The sequence below is a fragment of the Methylovorus menthalis genome (assembly GCF_020523625.1).
Classification (GTDB): Bacteria; Pseudomonadota; Gammaproteobacteria; order Burkholderiales; family Methylophilaceae; genus Methylovorus; species Methylovorus menthalis.
The window spans coordinates 176327-196089 of record NZ_JAJAQH010000003.1; the positions used below are offsets into that span (position 1 = coordinate 176327).

Here is a 19763-nt window from a genome sequence, read left to right on the forward strand (position 1 = left end):
TAGGGGAAAATGGCCATAAGCGAAATAGCTGATTGCCCGCGGCGCTTACAGATTGCAGCGAGTAAGCGCTAACACGCTGTTTAATCTGACAGATACATAACATGGCTTGTGCAGGCGGCGCGTGATGTGCACAGTCTTCATTCCGAGGCGCCGGGCGGTACGTAATGCAGGCACATTATCCTCCACCATGATGCAATGGGCGGGATTGGCACGCAGGGTGCGCAGCAAACTCTGAAAGCCCCGTACGGAAGGTTTGGGGTGGAAGCGGGTGGATTCGACGCTGTGCACAATCTCGAACATGTCCTCCACGCCAATCAGCTTGAGTACGCGCAGAGCGTATTGCATGGGCGCATTGGTGAAAACAACTTTGCGACCAGGCAGGCGCTGTAAGGCATGACGCAGGCGCTTGGCATGCACCACCATGTCGGGCAGGTTCATCAGCTCGTGGGTGCGCACCAGAAAATGATAAGGATCAGTGCCATGGTGGCGCATGAGCCCTTTCAGCGTGGCCCCATAAATACGCCAGTAACGCTGGCGCAAGGCATGAGCTTCCGCCTCGCCTAGCGCCAGGGTATCCATGATGTATTGCGTCATGGCGCGATTCAGGTGCGGGAAGATATGGGCGGACGCGTCGTGCAGCGTGTCGTCCAGATCAAAGATCCAGATAGGGCGCAAGGCGGAGCGACTGCTTTACTTCGCCTTGATCAGGGTGCCTACCCCTTCGTCCGTCAGCACTTCCAGCAGCAGGGCATGCTCCACCCGGCCATCGATGATGTGTACCGATTTGACACCACTGCGCGCAGCATCCAGCGCCGAACTGATCTTGGGCAGCATGCCGCCGGAAAGCGTGCCATCGGCTACCAGATCGTCAATCTGCTTGGGTGTCAGGCCGGTCAGCAGGTTACCTTCCTTGTCCAGCACGCCAGGCGTATTGGTCAGCAGGATGAGTTTTTCTGCGCCGAGAATTTCGGCCAGCTTGCCTGCTACGACGTCGGCGTTGATATTGTAGGTTTCGCCTTCCGTGCCCACGCCGATCGGTGCGATCACGGGAATAAAGTCGCCGCTATCCAGAAACTGGATCAGGCTGGGGTCTATGCCGCTGATTTCCCCGACCTGGCCGATATCGATCATTTCGTCCGGCTTGTCCTTGTTGGGGATCATCAGCTTGTGCGCGTGAATGAAGTTGCCATCCTGTCCGGTCAGGCCGACTGCCTTGCCGCCGTTACGGTTGATCAGGTTGACGATTTCCTTGTTGACCTGGCCGCCCAGGACCATTTCCACGATATCCATGGTTTCTTCATCGGTCACGCGCATGCCCTGGATGAACTCGCCTTTTTTGCCCAAGCGGTCCAGCAGCTCATTGATTTGCGGGCCGCCGCCATGCACGACGACGGGGTTCATGCCAACCAGCTTGAGCAGCACGACATCGCTGGCAAAGCATTCCTTGAGGTGTGGATCCGTCATGGCGTTGCCACCGTATTTGATGACGATGGTCTTGTCAAAAAAGCGTTTGATGTAAGGCAGGGCTTCCGCGAGGGTCTGGGCTTTTTGCGCGGAGGTGGTGTCGTTCAGCATGTGGAGTCTCGGCGTTGGCAATGCTGTGCATTTTACCTTGAACGGCTGCATTTGAGATGGTGTAATCTGCTAAAAAACAAGGGGTATGGCGATGACGTCCGATATTGAAATTGCGCAGCAGGCCAGCATCCTTCCCATGGAGGACATCGCGGCCCGTTTGGGGCTGCCTGCCACGGTGCTGGAGTTGTATGGCGCCCACAAGGCCAAGATCAATCTGCACAAGCTGCCGGTGCCTGCGCACGAGAAGCAGGGCAGCCTGATTTTGGTCAGCGCCATTAGCCCGACCCCCGCTGGCGAGGGCAAAACCACCACCACCATCGGGCTGGGCGATGCCTTGCAGCACATCGGCAAATCGGTGTGCATCTGTTTGCGTGAGCCCTCCATGGGGCCGGTGTTCGGCATGAAGGGTGGGGCGACCGGCGGTGGTCACGCCCAGGTCATGCCGATGGAAGATATTAACCTGCATTTCACTGGCGACTTTGCCGCGATTGCGGCAGCACATAATCTCCTGGCCGCGCTCATTGATAACCACCTGCATCAAGGCAATACGCTCGGGCTGGATGTGCGGCGCATTACCTGGCGCCGGGTGCTCGATACCAATGACCGCGCCCTGCGGCAAGTAGTGGTAGGGCTGGGCGGCAAGGCCAATGGCTATCCGCGCGAAGATGGATTTGACATCGTGGTGGCTTCCGAAGTCATGGCGATTCTGTGTCTTGCCTCTTCGCTGGCCGATCTCAAGCGCAGGCTGGGCAATATCGTGGTGGGCTATCGCACCGATGGGCAGGCGGTGACGGCGGGGCAATTGCAGGCGCAAGGCGCCATGGCCGTGTTGCTGAAAGAAGCGATCAAGCCCAATCTGGTTCAGACGCTGGAACATACCCCGGCCCTGATACACGGCGGCCCGTTTGCCAATATCGCGCATGGCTGCAACTCGGTGTTGGCGACGCGAATGGCATTGCAGCACGCCGATTATGTGGTCACCGAGGCCGGGTTTGGCGCCGACCTGGGTGCGGAAAAATTCATTGATATCAAATGCCGCAAGAGCGGCTTAAGACCGCAGGCATGCGTAATTGTGGCGACTGTGCGGGCACTCAAATATCACGGCGGCGAGCCGCTCGCTGCTCTGGCGCAGGAGAGTCTGCCCGCTCTCAAGCAAGGACTGGCCAATTTGCAAAAGCATGTGGAAAACGTCAGTACGCATTACGGTCTGCCCTGTGTGGTGGCGCTGAACCGTTTTGCGCAGGATACCGAGGCTGAGCTGGCGCTGGTGCAGGCCTGCATGGCAGAGCAGGGCGTCAAGGTGGTGATGTGTACGCACTGGGCAGATGGGGGCGCCGGGGCGGAGGCGCTGGCGCATGAAGTGGTGCGGCTGGCGGCTGGCGAATCCGCCGTGCGCTTTGTCTATGCGGATGAAGATACGCTCTGGGAAAAACTGCGCAAGCTTGCTACTGCGGTGTATGGGGCTGCCGATATTGCGGCGTCTTCCCAGGTTCGGGCGCAATTGCAGGCTTGGCAAGATGCTGGTTACGGGCATTACCCCATCTGTGTGGCAAAAACCCCATATTCTTTCAGTACCGATGCTGCTCTGCGCGGAGTGGCTGTTGGCCATACCCTTGCCGTGCGCGAAGTCAGGCTATGTGCCGGTGCCGAGTTTATCGTGATGATTTGCGATGGCGTGAACACCATGCCGGGCTTGCCCGCCGAGCCTGCGGCGAATCGTATTGATATTGATGATGATGGGCGGGTAAGCGGTTTGTTTTAATCTTGCCTGGTGCTGGCGTGTTTCAGGCATGAATGGAAGGCAGAGGATAAGCGTAAAAAACGAAAAGCCCCGACAATATGCCGGGGCTTTTCTCTCGGGCGACTTGTGATCGCGCTGGGATTGTTGCAGAGGGATCTTAGTTAATGGTGAGTTTTCTGGCGCTGGTTGCCGCTTTTTTCGGCAGCACCAATTGCAGTACGCCATCCCGGTATTGGGCTTCGGCGCGACTGTCGTCAATTTCATTCACCAGCTCAAAACTGCGCGAGAGTTTGCCGTAGTGACGTTCGCTGCGTAGCAGTCTTCCGTCTTCCTTGGCATCCTGTTCGCGCCGGGATTCCGCGCTGATGGCAACGCGATTGCCATCAATCGTGACATGAATGTCTTCTTTTTTTACGCCGGGCAGATCAGCATGCACGGTGTAATGGTCGTCGTGTTCTTGGACGTCAATTTTCAATACGGCGGAGCGCTCAGCGCTGACTGGACGGAAAAAGCCCTTGAAGACATCGTCAAACGGATCCAGTGCGCTGACGGTGAAGGGATCGAAACGGGTAAGGTTGGCCATGTTTAATCTCCTTTAATGACATTGGGAATTGTGTTCCTGTTGTCATTAATGGGATCGGGCTTTTGGTTTTCAAGCCCTCATCCGTATCTATTTTCGCCGCCATGCGGCCTGGTTTTTACAGTTGCTTGGTAAATACCTTGGAGCGGCGTTGCAGGTTGTAAAGCTGCTGCCGCTGCTGCGGCAGGGCGTTCACATCGCGCTCGATGAATCCCCGCTCTTCAAACCAGTGCTCGGTATGGGTGGTCAAGACAAATACCGATTTCAGGCCTTGTTCCTTGGCAATGCTTTCGCAGTATTGCAGCAGCCGGTCGCCACGTCCGCCACGGCGATAGGCATGATGCACCGCCATGCATGCCAGCTCTGCGGTTTGTTCTTCCGGGAATGGGTAAAGCGCCGCGCAGCCAATGATCCGGCCATCATGTTCCATCACATGAAAGCGGGTGATTTCCATCTCCAGGCGTTCGCGGCCGCGCCGCACCAGTACGCCCTCGGCCTCCAGTGGTTCTATCAGTTGCAATATGCCGCCCACATCGCCGATTTCTGCTTCACGCATGGATTCCAGCGGCTGCTCGGTCACCATGGTGCCAATGCCGTCGTACGTGAATAGCTCCTGCAGGATGGCACCATCAATGTGGCGGCTGATCAGGTGGGTGCGGGCAACGCCTTGGTCGCAGGCGCGCACGGCGGCGGGCAGGTAATATGCCTCATCTTCGCTGAAGTTTTGCGCCCCACTGCCCTGTGTGTTGTTTTCCACATTGCGCAGCAGGTTTTTGGCTTTCAGCGCGGTCATTTCACGCAGCAGTTCGCCGCGCACGTTGTGCACACCATTGGCATCCATCAGGAAGATCAGCTTGTCCGCGTCGAGTGCAGCAGCGGCGCTCACGGCCACATCTTCCAGCGTCAGGTTGAATACTTCACCCGTAGGCGAATAACCCAGCGGCGATAGCAAGACCAGTTCGCCGTCGTCCAGCCGCTTCTGGATGCCGATGGCATCGACCTTGCGCACGGTGCCGGTATGCTGCAGGTCCACGCCATCGCGTACGCCCAGTGGCCGCGCCGTAACGAAATTACCGCTGGCAACGCGGATATCGGAGCCAGCCATCGGTGAGTTCACGATGCCCATGGAGAGCTGGGCTTCGATTTCTACCCGAATGGCGCCGTTGGCTTCTTTTACCGCTTCCATGGCTTGTGCATCTGTCACCCGCAGGCCGTTGACCAGGCGGGTTTCTATGCGGGCGCGCTTCAGGCGCGATTCGATCTGGGGCCGGGCGCCATGCACCAGCACCAGCCTTACTTCCAGGCTGGCCAGCAGGTTAAGGTCATGCGACAGGGCGGTAAACTGCCCGTCTTCAACGACTTCGCCACCAAATGCGATCACAAAAGTCCGGCCGCCAAAGGCGTGAATGTAAGGTGCCGCCGAGCGGAACCAGCGTACAAAATCCTGGGGATGTTGCATGGGGCGCGGCGTGGATGCGGGAGTGGTGGCGGTGTCGGCCTGCGCATACAGCTGGGCGGGTGTGCAGTCCAGCGCATGACAAAGCTTGCGCAGCATGGACTCGGAAACGCCTTGTGCGCCGCGCTCGATGCGGGAGAGGTTGCCGCTATCGGTGCCTACATTGGCGGCGAGTGTTTGCAGGGTGAGCGCGAGGGTTTTGCGCCGTTTGCGGATGGCTTGGCCCAGTGACATGGCGGTGTCCTTTTATTTAATGCGCAGACTTTATATAAATTTTGCGTAATTTGCAATTAATGAAATGAGTCTGTCTTGCCGAGAGTCAAGGGCGATGCTATAAACAGCCTTAATTCGCCTTCATTCCAATAACATCAATATCGGTGGCTTCATGATCAGATCCCTGCTTGCCCGACTGCCGCGCACGGCCACAGCGCCTTTTTGTCCGTCCGAAGTACGTGGCACGGTTCAACTGGCCCCTGGGCTGCCATTCTGGAAAAAGCTGCTGAAATTTGCCGGGCCCGGTCTTCTGATTGCAGTGGGATATATGGATCCGGGCAATTGGGCAACCGATATCGAAGCCGGTTCCAAATATGGGTACGCGCTGCTCTTTGTGATTTTGAGCTCCAGCCTGATTGCCATTTTTCTGCAGGGCTTGTGCATACGCTTGGGTATTGCCAGTCGCCGTGACTTGGCACGTCTGTGCCGGGATCACTATAGCCGCCCCGTCAATCTCACTTTGTGGGGCATGGCGGAGCTGGCCATTATTGCCTGCGATCTCGCGGAGGTGCTAGGCGCGGCCCTGGCGCTGCACCTGCTGTTTGGCTGCTCAATTCTGACGGGTGTGGTGTTGACGGCCTTTGATACCCTGATCGTGCTCGGGCTCAAGGGCAAGGGATTTCGCCAGGTGGAGGCGATAGTGCTGGGGCTGATCATGACCATCAGCTTGTGCTTTGTGGTGCAGCTCTGGCTGGTGGGGCCGGATTTTGCCGCCGCCGCTGCGGGCCTTGTGCCATCGGGCACTGCCTTGCAGGATGCTGAAGCGCTTTACCTCGCCATCGGCATTCTGGGGGCGACGGTGATGCCACATAACCTCTACCTGCATACCTCCATCGTGCAGACGCGCGTGGTGAGCGATCGCCCGGCTGACAAGCGCGAGGCTATCCAGCTTTCCACCATCGATACCGGGGTGTCGCTCAGCCTGGCCTTTTTCGTCAATGCGGCGATTCTGGTACTGGCGGCGGCGGCTTTTCACGCCAATGGCCACAGCGATGTGGCGGATATCCAGGATGCGCACCAGTTGCTGAGCCCGGTGGTAGGCACGGCGGCCGCTGGCGTCTTGTTTGGCCTAGCCTTGCTGGCCGCCGGGCAAAGCTCCACGCTGACGGGCACGATTGCTGGTCAGGTAATCATGGAAGGATTTCTTGACCTCAAGATTCCCTGCTGGCAACGCCGCCTGATTACCCGGGGTCTGGCGCTCATTCCCGCCTTCATTGGGGTTTCGTTGTGGGGTGAAGGGGCGGTGGGCAAGTTGCTGGTGCTAAGTCAGGTGGTGCTGAGCTTTCAGTTGCCGTTCGCCATTTATCCATTGATGCGGCTTGCCAGCAACCGCAAGGTGATGGGGGAGTTTGCGATTGGTTGGATGAGTCAGGCGCTGGCGTGGTTTCTATTCCTGATGATTTCCGCGCTCAATGCCTGGCTGGTGTTCCGGTTTTTTGTGGCTTAAAAATCACCCCATACTGTATTGATGGCAGCAAGCGCAGCAAGGGCCGCGGTTTCTGTGCGCAGGATGCGCGGGCCTAGCTGTACTCCGGTAAAGCCCTGCGAGGCGGCCATGGCAATCTCTTCGCTGGTCAGCCCGCCCTCGGGGCCTATCAGCAGGCAAATGGGCCCCTGCGGGATCGGGAGTTCTTGCAGGCGTCTGCCCGCCAGCGGGTCTAGCGTAATGCGCGTAGCAAACGGCGGGGCGCTTGCCAGCCATTTTGCCAGCGATGTTGCCTGCCCAACCTCGGGAAGAAAGGCGCGGCCAGACTGTTCGCAGGCGGAGATGGTAACGTTTTGCCAATGTTCGCGTCGTTTGTCTGCCCGGTCACCGTTGAGCTTCACCACGCTCCGCTGGCAACTGATGGGCTGAATGGCGTGAATGCCGAGCTCTACCGATTTCTGTATCGTGAAATCCATGCGGTCACCCGCCGAAATGCCCTGTGCCAGCGTGATCTTGAGGTCAGGCTCATTGCTCACGGCGGTAGCTTGCCCGGTTTTTACGATGACTTCGTTTTTGCGGATGACTTCGATTTCAGCGCTGTAGTCATGACCGTCGCCATTAAACAAACGCAGGGTATCGCCCACCTGCAAGCGCAGTACCTTGACTGCATGGTTGGCAGCCGTGGTTGGGAGGACAATTGAGCTGTTGCTGGATAAAGGCACATCAGAGAAAAAGCGGGGGCTGGACATAAGAGCCTAAGTGAATGTTAGTATTGCGGATTATTTTAAAAGAACGACTTGCTGGCGGCGAATTTTTATAACATGGCAATGGGGTTTTATGCGCAGGTGTCGGGAGACGCATATGTCGGGTCAGCATGCCAAAGCCAGCGGGTTAACGCAAGATAGGAGTAGTCGATACAAATGGCAAGCGTAAATCCCCCGGTATGTGACTTTGGCTGGAAGGCTCCTGACTTCAGTCTGCCCGATGTGAATGGCCGAATCTGGACCCTGGCAGATATCCGCGGTGAGCGTGGCACACTTGTCATGTTTATCTGTAATCATTGCCCATATGTGCAATCCATACGTCAGCGGCTGGTGAATGATGTGCGTGAATTGCAGGCGCAAGGTATCAATACGATTGCCATCCAGTCCAATGATATCCTCGCTTATCCGGAAGATGGCCTGGATCGCATGCGGGAAGTGGCCGCTGAGTATGGTTTTTGCTTTCCATACGTCATTGATGAGAGTCAGGATGTTGCCCGCGCTTATGGGGCGGTGTGTACGCCTGATTTTTTCGGCTTTAATGCCGGGCTCGAGCTGCAGTATCGGGGACGTTTTGATGCATCACGCAAGGAGCTTGCACCAGAGAGTAGCAGGGATTTATACCGCGCCATGGCGCAAATTGCGGCCACAGATCAAGGGCCGCGTGAACAAATTGCCAGTATAGGCTGCTCACTCAAATGGAAAGAGTGAGTCATTTAATAAAAGCTTGAGCTTGTATATTCCTTCATTAATTACTGAGTCTGCATTGTACTCGCCCACCATTCAAGGGGTGTTAGCCAAGCTGATTGCGCTTACCAGCGAACGCGATGTGAACGCGCTGGAGATTTCGCTCGCCCATGCATTGTTTGAGCTGGTGGCACCAGGCGCTGTAGCCATCTATAAGCTCGAAGATCCACATAGCAAGAAATTCGCCCTCACCGTGATGGAGGGGGCGGATACGCCTGGCGCGCAGATTCCTCCTGATTTGCAGCATATGCTGGAACAGTGCGTTGCGACGGGGCAGCGCCAGCAATATGTGCGGCAAGATGGCGAAACCGTGACGCTGTACCCCGTGAGCTGTGCCAAAAACAAGCCGCTGGCCGTCATTGGTGTCACCGCGCCTGAAGTGGCTGGTTTTGATCAGATCACCGGCATGTTGCTGCAGGTGTATCAGAACTTCATCGCGCTGATTAATGATAATGAGCAGGACACCCTGACCGGGCTGCTTAATCGCAAGACCTTCGAACACAAGGTGAACAAGGTGGTAACACGCGTGCAAAACCGGCATCAGCGCGAAGACGATGCGCTGGGCTTGCACTATTACATGGCGATTTTTGACATTGACCATTTCAAGCTGGTGAATGACCGCTATGGCCATTTGCTGGGGGATGAGGTGCTATTGCTGTTCGCGCAGCAAATGACGTACAGCTTGCGTGATCACGATCTGCTGTTCCGCTTTGGCGGTGAAGAGTTTGTCGCTATCTTTGAATGTCACGATCATGACGAAATGCAGATGGTGCTGGATCGTTTCCGCGAGCGGGTGGCTGAATTCGAGTTTCCGCAGGTGGGCCGCATCACTGTGAGTGCCGGGTATACCGAGATCATGGCGTACGATGCGTCTTCGCATATCATCGATCGCGCGGATGTGGCTTTGTATTACGCCAAGCATCATGGCCGTAACCGGGTTTGCAATTATGAACGGCTGGTGGCGGAAGGTGCTCTGGAAAACAAGCGAAACGAAGGGGGAGTAGAGCTCTTCTAGTCCTTTTGATTAAACGGCGGTATTGCTCAAAAGTGGGTTCTAAGGAATAATTAGGCACTGAACGCGTACCGCAGTAGCAACGTTATATAGCGTTACATTCCCTGCATCAGGGGATTTCCAAAAGAATTTGAGGTAAGGCTTCTAGTCGGCTGAGATGGCCGGGTAGATGCCTTTTTTCTCTTTAACCGTGGGAGATTTTAATGGCAACTCGTGTAGATTTAGCAAACGCCATCCGTGCGCTTTCGATGGACGCTGTCCAGAAAGCCAACTCGGGGCACCCAGGCGCGCCTATGGGTATGGCGGAAATTGCAGAAGTAGTGTGGAACCACAACCTGAGCCACAACCCGACCAATCCTCAATGGGCTAACCGCGATCGCTTCGTGCTGTCCAATGGTCACGGCTCCATGCTGATTTACTCCCTGCTGCACCTGACTGGTTACGATGTGTCCATCGAGGACATCAAGACATTCCGTCAATTGCATTCCAAGTGTGCAGGTCACCCTGAATATCACTACGCTCCTGGCGTAGAAACCACCACTGGTCCTCTGGGCCAGGGTATTGCCAATGGCGTTGGTTTCGCCATGGCCGAAAAGCTGCTGGCCAGCCAGTTCAACAAGCCAGGCCACGACATCGTTGACCACTACACCTACGTGTTCCTGGGCGACGGCTGTATGATGGAAGGCGTTTCCCACGAAGCTTGTGCACTGGCCGGTACCTGGGGTCTGGGCAAGCTGATGGCATTCTGGGATGACAACGGCATCTCTATCGACGGCCACATCGAAGGCTGGTACACCGATGACACTGCCAAGCGTTTTGAAGCTTACGGCTGGCACGTTCAATCGGTAGATGGCCACGATGTTGCTGCAATCCAGGCCGCTGTTGATGCTGCCAAGAAGGTAACTGACAAGCCATCCTTGATCTGCTGCAAGACCATCATCGGCAAGGGCTCTCCAAACAAGTCCGGCAGCCACGACTGCCACGGCTCCGCACTGGGTGACGCTGAAGTGGCTGCCACTCGCGCCAACATCGGCTGGAACCACGAGCCATTCGTTATCCCTGCTGACGTATACGCAGGCTGGGATGCCAAGTCCAAGGGTGCTGCTGCCGAGTCTGCATGGGACGCCAAGTTCGATGCATACGCCAAGGCTTTCCCTGCTGAAGCTGCTGAATTCAAGCGCCGCATGGCAAATGAACTGCCAGCAAACTGGAAGGAAGCGACCACCAAGATGATCGCCGACTTCAACGAAAAGGCAGAAGGCGTTGCCAGCCGCAAGGCATCACAAAACGTGATCGGCGCTCTGGCTCCAATCCTGCCAGAATTCCTCGGCGGTTCCGCTGACTTGACCGGCTCCAACCTGACCAGCACTGGCAGCTTCGTGCATGTGGATGCCAAGAAACCAGGCAACTACATCTCCTACGGTGTACGTGAATTCGGTATGGCTGCGATCATGAATGGTGTGGCACTGCACGGTGGCTTGCTGCCATTCGGCGGTACCTTCCACATGTTCTCTGACTACATGAAGAACGGCATGCGCATGTCCGCGCTGATGAAGCAACGTGTTGTTTACGTGCTGACTCACGATTCTATCGGTCAAGGCGAAGACGGCCCAACCCACCAACCAGTTGAAAACACCTCCGGTCTGCGTTATATCCCACGCATGAACGTATGGCGTCCTGCTGATGCGACAGAAACTGCCGTGGCATGGGTGGCGGCTGTTGAGCGTACCGATGGTCCTACCAGCCTGGTGCTGAGCCGTCAGAATCTGCCTGGCATCAAGCACGATGCTGCGCAAATTGACCTGATCCGCAAGGGTGGTTATGTATTCTCCGACGTGGCTGGCAAGGCTGATGTGATCATCATCGCCAACGGTTCCGAGCTGGATCTGGCGATCAAGGCTGCTGCTGAGCTGAATGCGGCTGGTACCAAGGTGCGCGTGGTTTCCATGCCATCCACCAACGTATTCGACGCACAAGACCAGGCTTACAAGGACAGCGTGCTGACCCCAGGCGTGAAGCGTGTTGCAGTGGAAGCTGCTCACCCTGACTTCTGGCGCAAGTATGTTGGCCTGGAAGGTGCTGTGGTCGGTATCGACACCTTCGGCGAGTCCGCTCCAGGCGGCGTGCTGATGAAGCACTTCGGTTTCACGGTTGAAAATGTTGTGAAAACCGTAAAATCCGTACTGTAATAGTGTGTAGTTAAGTAAAAAGGGAGCCAGTCTAGCGTTGGCTCCCTTTTTCTTTACCAGGAAAGGGAAGACAAAATGGCAATCAGGGTTGGTATCAATGGTTTTGGCCGCATCGGCCGCATGGTGTTTCGCGCAGCTGCCCAGCATTTCACCGATATTGAAGTGGTCGCAATCAACGACTTGCTTGAGCCGGACTATCTGGCATACATGCTGAAGCATGACTCGGTACACGGCAAATTCAAGGGTGATGTCGCCGTCGAAGGCAATCATCTGGTGGTGAACGGCAAGACGATCCATCTGACCGCTGAAAAGGATCCGGCCAACCTCAAGTGGGACGAGGCGGGCGTGGATATCGTGATCGAATGTACGGGTTTCTTCCTTACCAAGGAAACCTGCCAGAAGCATATCGATGCAGGCGCCAAAAAAGTGGTGCAATCGGCCCCCTCCAAGGACGATACCCCCATGTTTGTCTATGGTGTTAACCACGCCAGCTACCAAGGCGAAGCGATTGTGTCGGCAGCTTCTTGCACGACCAATGGCCTGGCGCCGGTTGCCAAGGTGCTGAACGATGCATTCGGCATCAAGCGCGGCCTGATGACCACGGTACACGCTGCCACGGCAACGCAGAAAACCGTTGATGGCCCCTCCAACAAGGATTGGCGCGGTGGTCGCGGCATTCTGGAAAACATCATTCCTTCGTCCACCGGTGCTGCCAAGGCTGTCGGCAAGGTGATTCCTGCCTTGAACAAAAAGCTGACTGGCATGGCCTTCCGTGTGCCAACTTCGGATGTTTCCGTGGTTGACCTGACCGTGGAACTGGAAAAAGAAACCAGCTACGAGCAAATCTGCGCCGCGATGAAAGCCGCTTCTGAAGGTGAGCTGAAGGGTGTGCTTGGCTATACCGAAGAAAAAGTGGTGTCCACCGATTTCCGTGGTGAAACCTGCCCATCGGTATTTGATGCCGATGCTGGTATTCAGCTTGACCCGACCTTTGTCAAAGTCGTGGCCTGGTACGACAACGAGTATGGCTACACCTGCAACCTGATGCGCTTGGTTCAGCACGTCGCCAAATAAGGAGCTGGGCATGAAAGTCATCAAAATGACCGACCTGGACCTTAAGGGTAAAAAGGTACTGATTCGTTCTGATCTCAATGTGCCGGTCAAGGACGGCAAAGTGACCTCGGATGCCCGCATTACCGCATCCATGGCTACCATCGAGCACGCGCTGAAAGCGGGTGCCAAGGTCATGGTGACGTCCCATCTGGGGCGTCCGGAAGAGGGCGTGTATTCCGAGGAGAACTCGCTCAAGCCGGTGGCCGACGTGATTGCCGCCAAACTTGGCAAGCCTGTGCGCCTGATCAAGGACTGGGTGGATGGCGGTTTTGAGGTGGCCGAAGGTGAACTGGTGCTGCTGGAAAACTGTCGGTTTAACAAGGGCGAAAAGAAAAACCTCGATGAAACGTCACAAAAGTACGCCAAGCTGTGCGATGTCTTTGTGATGGATGCCTTTGGTACCGCGCACCGGGCTGAGGCCTCTACCCATGGGGTCGCCAAGTTTGCGCCAGTCGCCGCAGCAGGCATCTTGCTGGTAGGCGAGCTCGATGCACTGGGCAAGGCCTTGCTGTGTCCGGCCCGACCTATGGTCGCTATTGTCGGTGGCTCCAAGGTGTCGACCAAACTCACCGTGCTGGAAAGCCTAGCTGAAAAAGTGGACCAGCTGGTGGTGGGCGGGGGTATCGCCAATACCTTCCTCAAGGCTACCGGGCATGAAGTCGGCAAGTCTTTGTGCGAGGATGACCTGGTGCCCACTGCCAAGGCGCTGATCGACAAAATGTCGGCACGTGGTGCAGCGGTGCCGATTGCCGTGGATGTGGTCGTCGGCAAGCAATTCGATGCCAACGAGCCTGCCGTGCTGAAGGACGCGAATGATGTGGCCGCAGACGACATGATTTTTGACATTGGCCCGAAATCTGCTGAGGAATTGGCAGACATCATCATGAATGCCGCCACTGTGGTCTGGAATGGCCCGGTGGGTGTGTTTGAGTTTGATCAGTTTGGCGAAGGTACCAAAAAGATTGCCGAAGCCATTGCCCAGACCAAGGCGTTTACTCTGGCGGGCGGTGGCGACACCATTGCGGCTATTCAGAAGTATGATATCTACGACAAGGTGTCCTATATTTCAACCGCCGGTGGCGCTTTCCTGGAGTTTCTGGAAGGCAAACCGCTGCCAGCAGTTGAAATCCTGGAGGCTCGCGCACGCGGCTAAGCGTCTATCGCGCGGGTATTCAGCAAAAGGGGCGCTTGCGCCCCTTTTTTTATGGGCAGCCGTTATTTGTAATCTGGTTTCAGGTGGCTGAGCCTGCGGTCTGCAGGTGACTGCCACATCAGGAGGTAGCAATGGAATTACGCAGAACCAAGATCGTGGCGACGCTGGGGCCAGCCTCCAGTGAGCGTGAAGTGCTGGAACGCATGCTGGATGCCGGGGTGGATGTGGTGCGCCTGAATTTTTCGCACGGGCAAGCGGCGGACCATATCGCCCGTGCAGAGCTGGTGCGTGAACTTGCGCGTGCCCGCCGTCGCTCGGTGGGCGTGCTATGCGATTTGCAAGGCCCCAAAATCCGTATCGGCAAGTTTGCTGATGGCAAGGTGCTGCTGCGTCCTGGCGACAATTTCATTCTGGATGCCGCCTGCCCGTTAGGCGATCAATCGCGCGTCGGGCTGGATTACAAGACCCTGCCACAAGAGGTGGTCACAGGGACGGTGCTGCTGCTGGATGATGGCCGTATCGTGCTCACCGTGGATTCGGTAGAAGGCACGGCGGTCTATTGCACCGTCAAGGTAGGCGGCCTGCTGTCCAATAACAAAGGCATTAACCGCTTGGGCGGCGGATTGGCGGCCGAGGCGCTCACTGAAAAAGACCGCGAAGATATCAAGACCGCTGCTGCCCTCAGCGCCGACTATATCGCCATCTCGTTTCCGCGTAGCGGGGCGGATGTCGAGCTGGCGCGGCAACTGGTGCAGGAAGCAGGCGGCCATGCGCATATCGTCGCCAAGATCGAACGGGCAGAGGCGATTCCTGCGCTGGAGGAGATTGTGGATGCGGCTGATGTGATCATGGTGGCGCGGGGGGATCTGGGCGTGGAAGTGGGGGATGCTGTGGTGCCCGGCTTGCAGAAGCGCATGATCCGACTGGCCCGCGCCAGGAACAAGCTGGTGATTACCGCCACGCAGATGATGGAATCCATGATCCTCAATCCCATCCCGACCCGTGCCGAAGTGTCGGATGTGGCAAACGCCGTGCTGGATGGTACCGATGCGGTGATGCTGTCGGCGGAAACAGCGGCCGGGCAGTTTCCGGTAGAAGCGGTGGCAGCCATGCACCGCGTATGCAAGGAAGCAGAAAAAGAATATTACGATGACAGCATGCGACGACTGGGCCGCGAGACCTTTGACGAAATCGACGAAGCCATTGCCATGGCCACCAGTTACAGCGCGCGGCATTTCCAGGTCAAGGCGATAGCGGCGCTTACCCAGTCGGGAAAATCGGTCATCTGGCTATCGCGTGCCAGCACCCATGTGCCAATCTACGCGCTGAGCCCTGAGCAGAATACGCGCCGCAAGCTCACGCTGTGCCGTGGGGTGTATCCTTATCGCATGGATATCGGCACGCATGATATCGACCGTATCCTGTTTGATGCGGAAGAAGAGCTGGTATCGCGTGGTGTGGTGACCAACGGCGATTATATTTTGCTGACCTTTGGCCAGCCCATCGGCAAGGCTGGCAGCACCAACACCATGAAACTTGTCCAAGTAGGGGAACATCGCCAAAGTTAGGAGTTTGCCATGGCACTCATTACGCTCAGACAGGCACTGGATCACGCGGCCGAATACGGCTACGCCCTGCCTGCGTTCAACGTCAATAATCTGGAGCAGATACAGGCGGTGATGCAGGCTGCCGATGCGGTGGATAGCCCGGTCATTCTGCAAGCCAGCGCCGGCGCCCGAAAATATGCAGGCGAGATGTTCCTGCAGCATCTGGTGCTCGCTGCCATTGAAACCTACCCGCATATTCCCGTGGTCATGCATCAGGATCATGGCGCCTCGGCTGATGTGTGTGTGCAGGCCATACGGCTTGGCTTTTCCAGCGTCATGATGGATGGCTCGCTGCGTGAAGACGCTTCTACCCCTGCCGATTTTGCCTACAACGTGGAGGTGACGCGTCGCGTGGTGGATATTGCCCATGCGGTGGGCGTTTCCGTGGAGGGCGAGCTGGGCGTGCTGGGTTCGCTGGAAACCGGCATGGCGGGCGAGGAAGATGGTGTGGGTGCCGAGGGTCATCTGGACCACAGTCAGTTGCTAACTGACCCGGAAGAAGCTGCCGATTTTGTACGGTTTACCAATGTGGATGCCCTGGCGATTGCCATTGGCACTTCCCATGGTGCCTATAAATTCAGTCGACCGCCCAGCGGCGATATTCTTGCTATCGAGCGCATACGTGACATTCATGCCCGCTTGCCCAATACCCATCTCGTCATGCACGGCGCATCCTCTGTGCCGCAGGAGTGGTTGCAACTGATCAATGCGCATGGCGGCGATATCCCCGAAACCTATGGTGTGCCAGTGGAGGAGATTGTGCAGGGCATACGGCATGGTGTACGCAAGGTGAATATTGATACCGATCTGCGCATGGCGTTTATTGGTTCGGCGCGAGAATTTTTGCATGGTGGGCAGCACAATCGCGAGCTTGATCCGCGCAAGCTGTTGACCGCTGCCACGCAGGGCATGGCCAGCATTTGCCAGGCGCGTTTTGAGGCATTCGGCTCGGCCGGGCAAGCGGGGCGCATACGGCCTGTTGCATGCGCCGAGATGGCACGGCGCTATCGCCAGGGCGAGCTAACGGCTCTGGTGCAGCCGCGCTAGGGGATTGTGATTCTTGCGTAAGTGCTTGCTTATCTGCATATCGTGCGGGTGTGGTTGTAAGGTAAAATAGCGCTCAGGCCAGCATGCCAGGATTCACCTCGTGAGTCTGGTGCATCCGTTCATGGCACATAAGACAATATCAAGTAAAAACCTTGGGGAGCGCCAGCATGAGACCAAATAAATTTAGCAGCCTCGGCCAGTACGGCCTGGGCATTGTCGAGCAGATTGTATTGATCGTAATTGCGCTGGCGACGGTGGTGGCGACGTATCAGCAAATCGCCCATATCTGGCAGGCATGGTCGGTGACGGTGGGCGATTTGCTCCTGCTGTTCTTGTACCTTGAAGTCATGACCATGCTCAACCATTACCTGGGTTCGGGCAAGCTGCCAGTGCGCTATCCGCTATACATCGGCATTATTGCCCTGGCCCGCTATCTGGTACTGGATATCAAGGAGCTGGATGCCTGGCGCATTTTTGCCGTATCGGCCTCCATCCTGCTGATTGCCATGGCGATTTTGCTGGTGCGTTATGGCCATGTGCGCTTCCCCTATACCGATGGCACCGATCTGCAATCCAAATAGCACAACAACTTCCAGATGGCCTTAGCCGCAGACCGTATTAACGCATATTGATAAGGAACCCGTTTTGACAGCACCTCTCATGCGATCCAGCATTCACAGCCTGCCTTTGATAAACCAAGGCAAGGTCAGGGATATTTACGACATCGACGACAAGACCATGCTGCTGGTGACGACCGATCGCCTGTCGGCTTTCGATGTGATTTTGCCGACGCCGATTCAGGACAAAGGCGCCGTGCTGACCCAGATTGCCAATTTCTGGTTTGATAAGCTGGGCCATATCGTCCCCAATCACCTGACCGGCATTGCGCCGGAAAGCGTGGTGGCAGACCCCGCAGAAAAAGCCCAGCTGGCGCGCCGCGCGCTGGTGGTCAAAAAGCTGAAGCCTTTACCGATTGAAGCCATTGTGCGTGGCTACCTGGTGGGTTCTGGCTGGAAAGAATACAAAACCGCAGGCACGGTCTGCGGTATATCGCTGCCCGCTGGCCTGCAAGAAGCTTCGCCATTGCCGCAGCCATTGTTCACCCCATCCAGCAAGGCTGAGATGGGCGACCACGACGAAAATATCACCCTGGAAAAATGCGCCCAGCTGCTGGGCAAAGAGCTGGCCGAGAAAGTGGCGCGCATCAGCATTCAGCTCTATACCGAAGCCGCGGCCTATGCGCTGACGCGTGGCATTATCATTGCTGACACCAAGTTTGAGTTTGGCCTCGATGCCGCTGGCGAACTTTATCTGATTGATGAAGCGCTCACACCGGATTCATCGCGTTTCTGGCCTGCCGAGCAATATGCCGTCGGCAGTAACCCACCCAGTTTCGACAAGCAGTATGTGCGTGACTGGCTGGAATCCACCGGCTGGAACAAGGTGGCGCCTGGCCCCGAATTACCCGCCGATGTCGCGCAGAAAACTGCAGACAAATACCGCGAAGCCTATCGCAAGCTGACGGGCAACGAGCTGGCCAGCTGAAACAAAAACTGAAACAGCTCGCCGCCACGCTCAAGACCGAGTTTCAGGTCTATAAGCGTGTGCTGGCGCACCCCAAGACGCCCAGGGCCGCCAAGGCCTTGTTATGGCTGGCCCTGGCTTATCTGGTAATGCCGTTTGACCTGATACCGGATTTTATTCCTGTCATCGGCCAGCTGGATGAGCTGATCATCATTCCCGGCCTGGTTTATCTGGCGCTCCGCATGATCCCATCCTGGGTGGTTGATGAGTGCCGGGCCCAACTAAAGAAAGAGACCTGCATGGCAGATTTTCAGAAACTGATAGATGGTTACCGCCGTTTCCATGACAACTACTTCGTCACCGATGAGCAGCAACTGTTTGCCGAACTGAGTCAGGGGCAAAAACCCAGCACGCTGGTGATTGCCTGTTCCGATTCGCGGGTGGACCCGGCAATTGTGCTGGATTGCAAACCCGGGGATCTGTTCGTGGTGCGCAACGTGGCCAATCTGGTTCCGCCATATGAGCAAGGCGGTGGTTACCACGGCGTGAGCGCGGCGCTGGAGTTTGGCGTGTGCGCGCTCGAAGTCCAGCACATCATTGTGCTAGGGCATCGCCAGTGCGGCGGCATCAAGGCGCTGTTTGAGGGCATACCTGAAGGCATGGAAGGCGAGTTCATCAAGCCTTGGGTTGGCATGGCCAAGCGTGCGGCTGACCGCGTCAATGCCGAGCATGGGCATGAAACGGCAGATGACAAGCTGTGTGCCTGCGAGATGGCAGGTATCGTTGTCTCGCTGGAAAATCTGCAAACGTTCCCGTTCATCCGTTCCCGTGTTGAGCAGGGGCTCATCAAGCTGCATGGTTGGTATTTCGACATCATTAACGGCGAAATGAAAGCCTACGATGCTGATCAGCTCAAATTCGAAACGCTAGTTTAAAATAACAATTGAATCACCCTATTTTTGATAAAGGATCAAAGTAATGTCATTGAACAATGTGCCAGCAGGCAAGGATATCCCTAACGATTTCAACGTTATCATCGAAATCCCGATGCGTGGCGAGCCAATCAAGTTTGAAGTGGATAAAGAATCCGGCGCGGTTTTCGTGGATCGTTTCATGGGCACGTCCATGCACTATCCCTGTAATTATGGCTATATTCCCCATACCCTGGCAGAAGATGGCGATCCAACCGATGTGCTGGTCATTACCCCTATCCCCTTGCAGCCTGGTGTGGTGATTCGTTGCCGTCCTATCGGCATGCTGACCATGGAAGATGATGGCGGCATCGATGCCAAGGTGCTGGCAGTGCCGGTAGACAAGGTATGCCCGCAATACAAGGATGTGAAAAGCTATCACGACATCCCTGAGTTCCAGCTGGCACCTATTTCCCACTTCTTTGAGCACTACAAGGATCTGGAAAAAGGCAAATGGGTCAAGGTGGGTGGCTGGGTTGGCACCGATGAAGCCAAGGCGGAAATCCTGGCCAGCGTGGCACGCTACAGCAAGTAATCTCTGCTTAAGCTTTCAATAAAAAACGGCGCATAAGGCGCCGTTTTTTATTG

Annotated in this window: 18 protein-coding genes; 13 read left to right on the forward strand and 5 right to left on the reverse strand. The window is 56.4% G+C overall.

Annotation, left to right across the window (positions count from 1 at the left end; translation table 11 throughout):
- Window positions 1-45: 45 nt before the first annotated feature.
- Window positions 46-675 (reverse strand): pyrimidine 5'-nucleotidase, encoded by a 630-nt coding sequence (locus tag LG204_RS03420; protein ID WP_230335948.1) that lies wholly within the window; start codon window positions 673-675, stop codon window positions 46-48.
- Between the two features lie 15 nt (window positions 676-690).
- Complete coding sequence (argB, locus tag LG204_RS03425) at window positions 691-1575, reverse strand: acetylglutamate kinase (RefSeq protein WP_013441302.1); 885 nt, start codon at window positions 1573-1575, stop codon at window positions 691-693.
- A gap of 91 nt (window positions 1576-1666) precedes the next feature.
- On the opposite strand from argB, the gene LG204_RS03430 reads away from it, so the two are divergent.
- Window positions 1667-3337 (forward strand): formate--tetrahydrofolate ligase, encoded by a 1671-nt coding sequence (locus tag LG204_RS03430; protein ID WP_230335949.1) that lies wholly within the window; start codon window positions 1667-1669, stop codon window positions 3335-3337.
- Window positions 3338-3473: 136 nt separating this feature from the next.
- Here LG204_RS03430 and LG204_RS03435 read toward each other — a convergent pair whose 3' ends face one another.
- Together LG204_RS03435 and argA are read right to left on the reverse strand one after the other, a co-directional pair.
- Window positions 3474-3899, reverse strand: a complete 426-nt coding sequence (locus LG204_RS03435; RefSeq protein WP_230335950.1) for an Hsp20/alpha crystallin family protein — start codon at window positions 3897-3899, stop codon at window positions 3474-3476.
- Window positions 3900-4014: 115 nt separating this feature from the next.
- Window positions 4015-5586 carry an amino-acid N-acetyltransferase gene (gene argA, locus LG204_RS03440; RefSeq protein ID WP_230335951.1) on the reverse strand — a complete coding sequence of 524 codons (1572 nt, stop codon included), beginning with the start codon at window positions 5584-5586 and terminating at the stop codon, window positions 4015-4017.
- 151 nt (window positions 5587-5737) lie between these two features.
- On the opposite strand from argA, the gene LG204_RS03445 reads away from it, so the two are divergent.
- Complete coding sequence (locus LG204_RS03445) at window positions 5738-7072, forward strand: Nramp family divalent metal transporter (protein ID WP_230335952.1); 1335 nt, start codon at window positions 5738-5740, stop codon at window positions 7070-7072.
- Here LG204_RS03445 and LG204_RS03450 read toward each other — a convergent pair.
- Window positions 7069-7800 (reverse strand): 16S rRNA (uracil(1498)-N(3))-methyltransferase, encoded by a 732-nt coding sequence (locus LG204_RS03450; RefSeq protein WP_230335953.1) that lies wholly within the window; start codon window positions 7798-7800, stop codon window positions 7069-7071. The two genes, LG204_RS03445 and LG204_RS03450, sit on opposite strands and share 4 nt — an antisense overlap.
- Before the next feature lie 171 nt (window positions 7801-7971).
- On the opposite strand from LG204_RS03450, the gene LG204_RS03455 reads away from it, so the two are divergent.
- From LG204_RS03455 to ppa, 11 genes are all read left to right on the forward strand, one after another.
- The gene (locus LG204_RS03455) at window positions 7972-8523 is read left to right on the forward strand and encodes a thioredoxin family protein (RefSeq protein WP_230335954.1); all 552 of its coding nucleotides are present in this window, start codon (window positions 7972-7974) and stop codon (window positions 8521-8523) included.
- A 55-nt stretch (window positions 8524-8578) separates the two neighbouring features.
- On the forward strand, window positions 8579-9574 hold the full coding sequence (locus tag LG204_RS03460; protein ID WP_230335955.1) for a GGDEF domain-containing protein: 996 nt from the start codon (window positions 8579-8581) through the stop codon (window positions 9572-9574).
- Window positions 9575-9774: 200 nt separating this feature from the next.
- On the forward strand, window positions 9775-11760 hold the full coding sequence (tkt, locus tag LG204_RS03465; RefSeq protein WP_230335956.1) for a transketolase: 1986 nt from the start codon (window positions 9775-9777) through the stop codon (window positions 11758-11760).
- A 75-nt stretch (window positions 11761-11835) separates the two neighbouring features.
- Complete coding sequence (gene gap, locus LG204_RS03470; protein ID WP_230335957.1) at window positions 11836-12834, forward strand: type I glyceraldehyde-3-phosphate dehydrogenase; 999 nt, start codon at window positions 11836-11838, stop codon at window positions 12832-12834.
- Between the two features lie 10 nt (window positions 12835-12844).
- Window positions 12845-14026, forward strand: a complete 1182-nt coding sequence (locus tag LG204_RS03475) for a phosphoglycerate kinase (RefSeq protein ID WP_230335958.1) — start codon at window positions 12845-12847, stop codon at window positions 14024-14026.
- A 131-nt stretch (window positions 14027-14157) separates the two neighbouring features.
- Window positions 14158-15594: a pyruvate kinase gene (gene pyk, locus LG204_RS03480; protein WP_230335959.1), complete on the forward strand. Its 1437-nt coding sequence runs from the start codon at window positions 14158-14160 to the stop codon at window positions 15592-15594.
- A 9-nt stretch (window positions 15595-15603) separates the two neighbouring features.
- Entirely contained in the window at window positions 15604-16680 is a 1077-nt protein-coding gene (fba, locus tag LG204_RS03485) for a class II fructose-bisphosphate aldolase (RefSeq protein ID WP_230335960.1), read from the forward strand.
- A 167-nt stretch (window positions 16681-16847) separates the two neighbouring features.
- A complete protein-coding gene (locus LG204_RS03490; RefSeq protein WP_230335961.1) occupies window positions 16848-17261 on the forward strand; it encodes a phosphate-starvation-inducible protein PsiE in 414 nt (137 codons plus the stop codon).
- A 64-nt stretch (window positions 17262-17325) separates the two neighbouring features.
- Window positions 17326-18225 carry a phosphoribosylaminoimidazolesuccinocarboxamide synthase gene (locus LG204_RS03495; protein ID WP_230335962.1) on the forward strand — a complete coding sequence of 300 codons (900 nt, stop codon included), beginning with the start codon at window positions 17326-17328 and terminating at the stop codon, window positions 18223-18225.
- A 59-nt stretch (window positions 18226-18284) separates the two neighbouring features.
- Window positions 18285-19139 carry a carbonic anhydrase gene (locus LG204_RS03505; protein WP_328441016.1) on the forward strand — a complete coding sequence of 285 codons (855 nt, stop codon included), beginning with the start codon at window positions 18285-18287 and terminating at the stop codon, window positions 19137-19139.
- Window positions 19140-19182: 43 nt separating this feature from the next.
- Window positions 19183-19710, forward strand: a complete 528-nt coding sequence (ppa, locus tag LG204_RS03510; RefSeq protein ID WP_230335963.1) for an inorganic diphosphatase — start codon at window positions 19183-19185, stop codon at window positions 19708-19710.
- The last annotated feature ends 53 nt before the right edge of the window (window positions 19711-19763 follow it).

What these genes read in the sequence shown, in the direction of transcription:
- LG204_RS03455 (WP_230335954.1), top strand. Translation starts at nt 7,972, where the DNA reads ATGGCAAGCGTAAATCCCCCGGTATGTGACTTTGGCTGGAAGGCTCCT.
- pyk (WP_230335959.1), top strand. Translation starts at nt 14,158, where the DNA reads ATGGAATTACGCAGAACCAAGATCGTGGCGACGCTGGGGCCAGCCTCC.
- LG204_RS03450 (WP_230335953.1), bottom strand. Translation starts at nt 7,800, where the DNA reads ATGTCCAGCCCCCGCTTTTTCTCTGATGTGCCTTTATCCAGCAACAGC.
- argA (WP_230335951.1), bottom strand. Translation starts at nt 5,586, where the DNA reads ATGTCACTGGGCCAAGCCATCCGCAAACGGCGCAAAACCCTCGCGCTC.
- LG204_RS03445 (WP_230335952.1), top strand. Translation starts at nt 5,738, where the DNA reads ATGATCAGATCCCTGCTTGCCCGACTGCCGCGCACGGCCACAGCGCCT.
- argB (WP_013441302.1), bottom strand. Translation starts at nt 1,575, where the DNA reads ATGCTGAACGACACCACCTCCGCGCAAAAAGCCCAGACCCTCGCGGAA.
- LG204_RS03475 (WP_230335958.1), top strand. Translation starts at nt 12,845, where the DNA reads ATGAAAGTCATCAAAATGACCGACCTGGACCTTAAGGGTAAAAAGGTA.
- gap (WP_230335957.1), top strand. Translation starts at nt 11,836, where the DNA reads ATGGCAATCAGGGTTGGTATCAATGGTTTTGGCCGCATCGGCCGCATG.
- ppa (WP_230335963.1), top strand. Translation starts at nt 19,183, where the DNA reads ATGTCATTGAACAATGTGCCAGCAGGCAAGGATATCCCTAACGATTTC.
- tkt (WP_230335956.1), top strand. Translation starts at nt 9,775, where the DNA reads ATGGCAACTCGTGTAGATTTAGCAAACGCCATCCGTGCGCTTTCGATG.
- LG204_RS03430 (WP_230335949.1), top strand. Translation starts at nt 1,667, where the DNA reads ATGACGTCCGATATTGAAATTGCGCAGCAGGCCAGCATCCTTCCCATG.
- LG204_RS03490 (WP_230335961.1), top strand. Translation starts at nt 16,848, where the DNA reads ATGAGACCAAATAAATTTAGCAGCCTCGGCCAGTACGGCCTGGGCATT.
- fba (WP_230335960.1), top strand. Translation starts at nt 15,604, where the DNA reads ATGGCACTCATTACGCTCAGACAGGCACTGGATCACGCGGCCGAATAC.
- LG204_RS03435 (WP_230335950.1), bottom strand. Translation starts at nt 3,899, where the DNA reads ATGGCCAACCTTACCCGTTTCGATCCCTTCACCGTCAGCGCACTGGAT.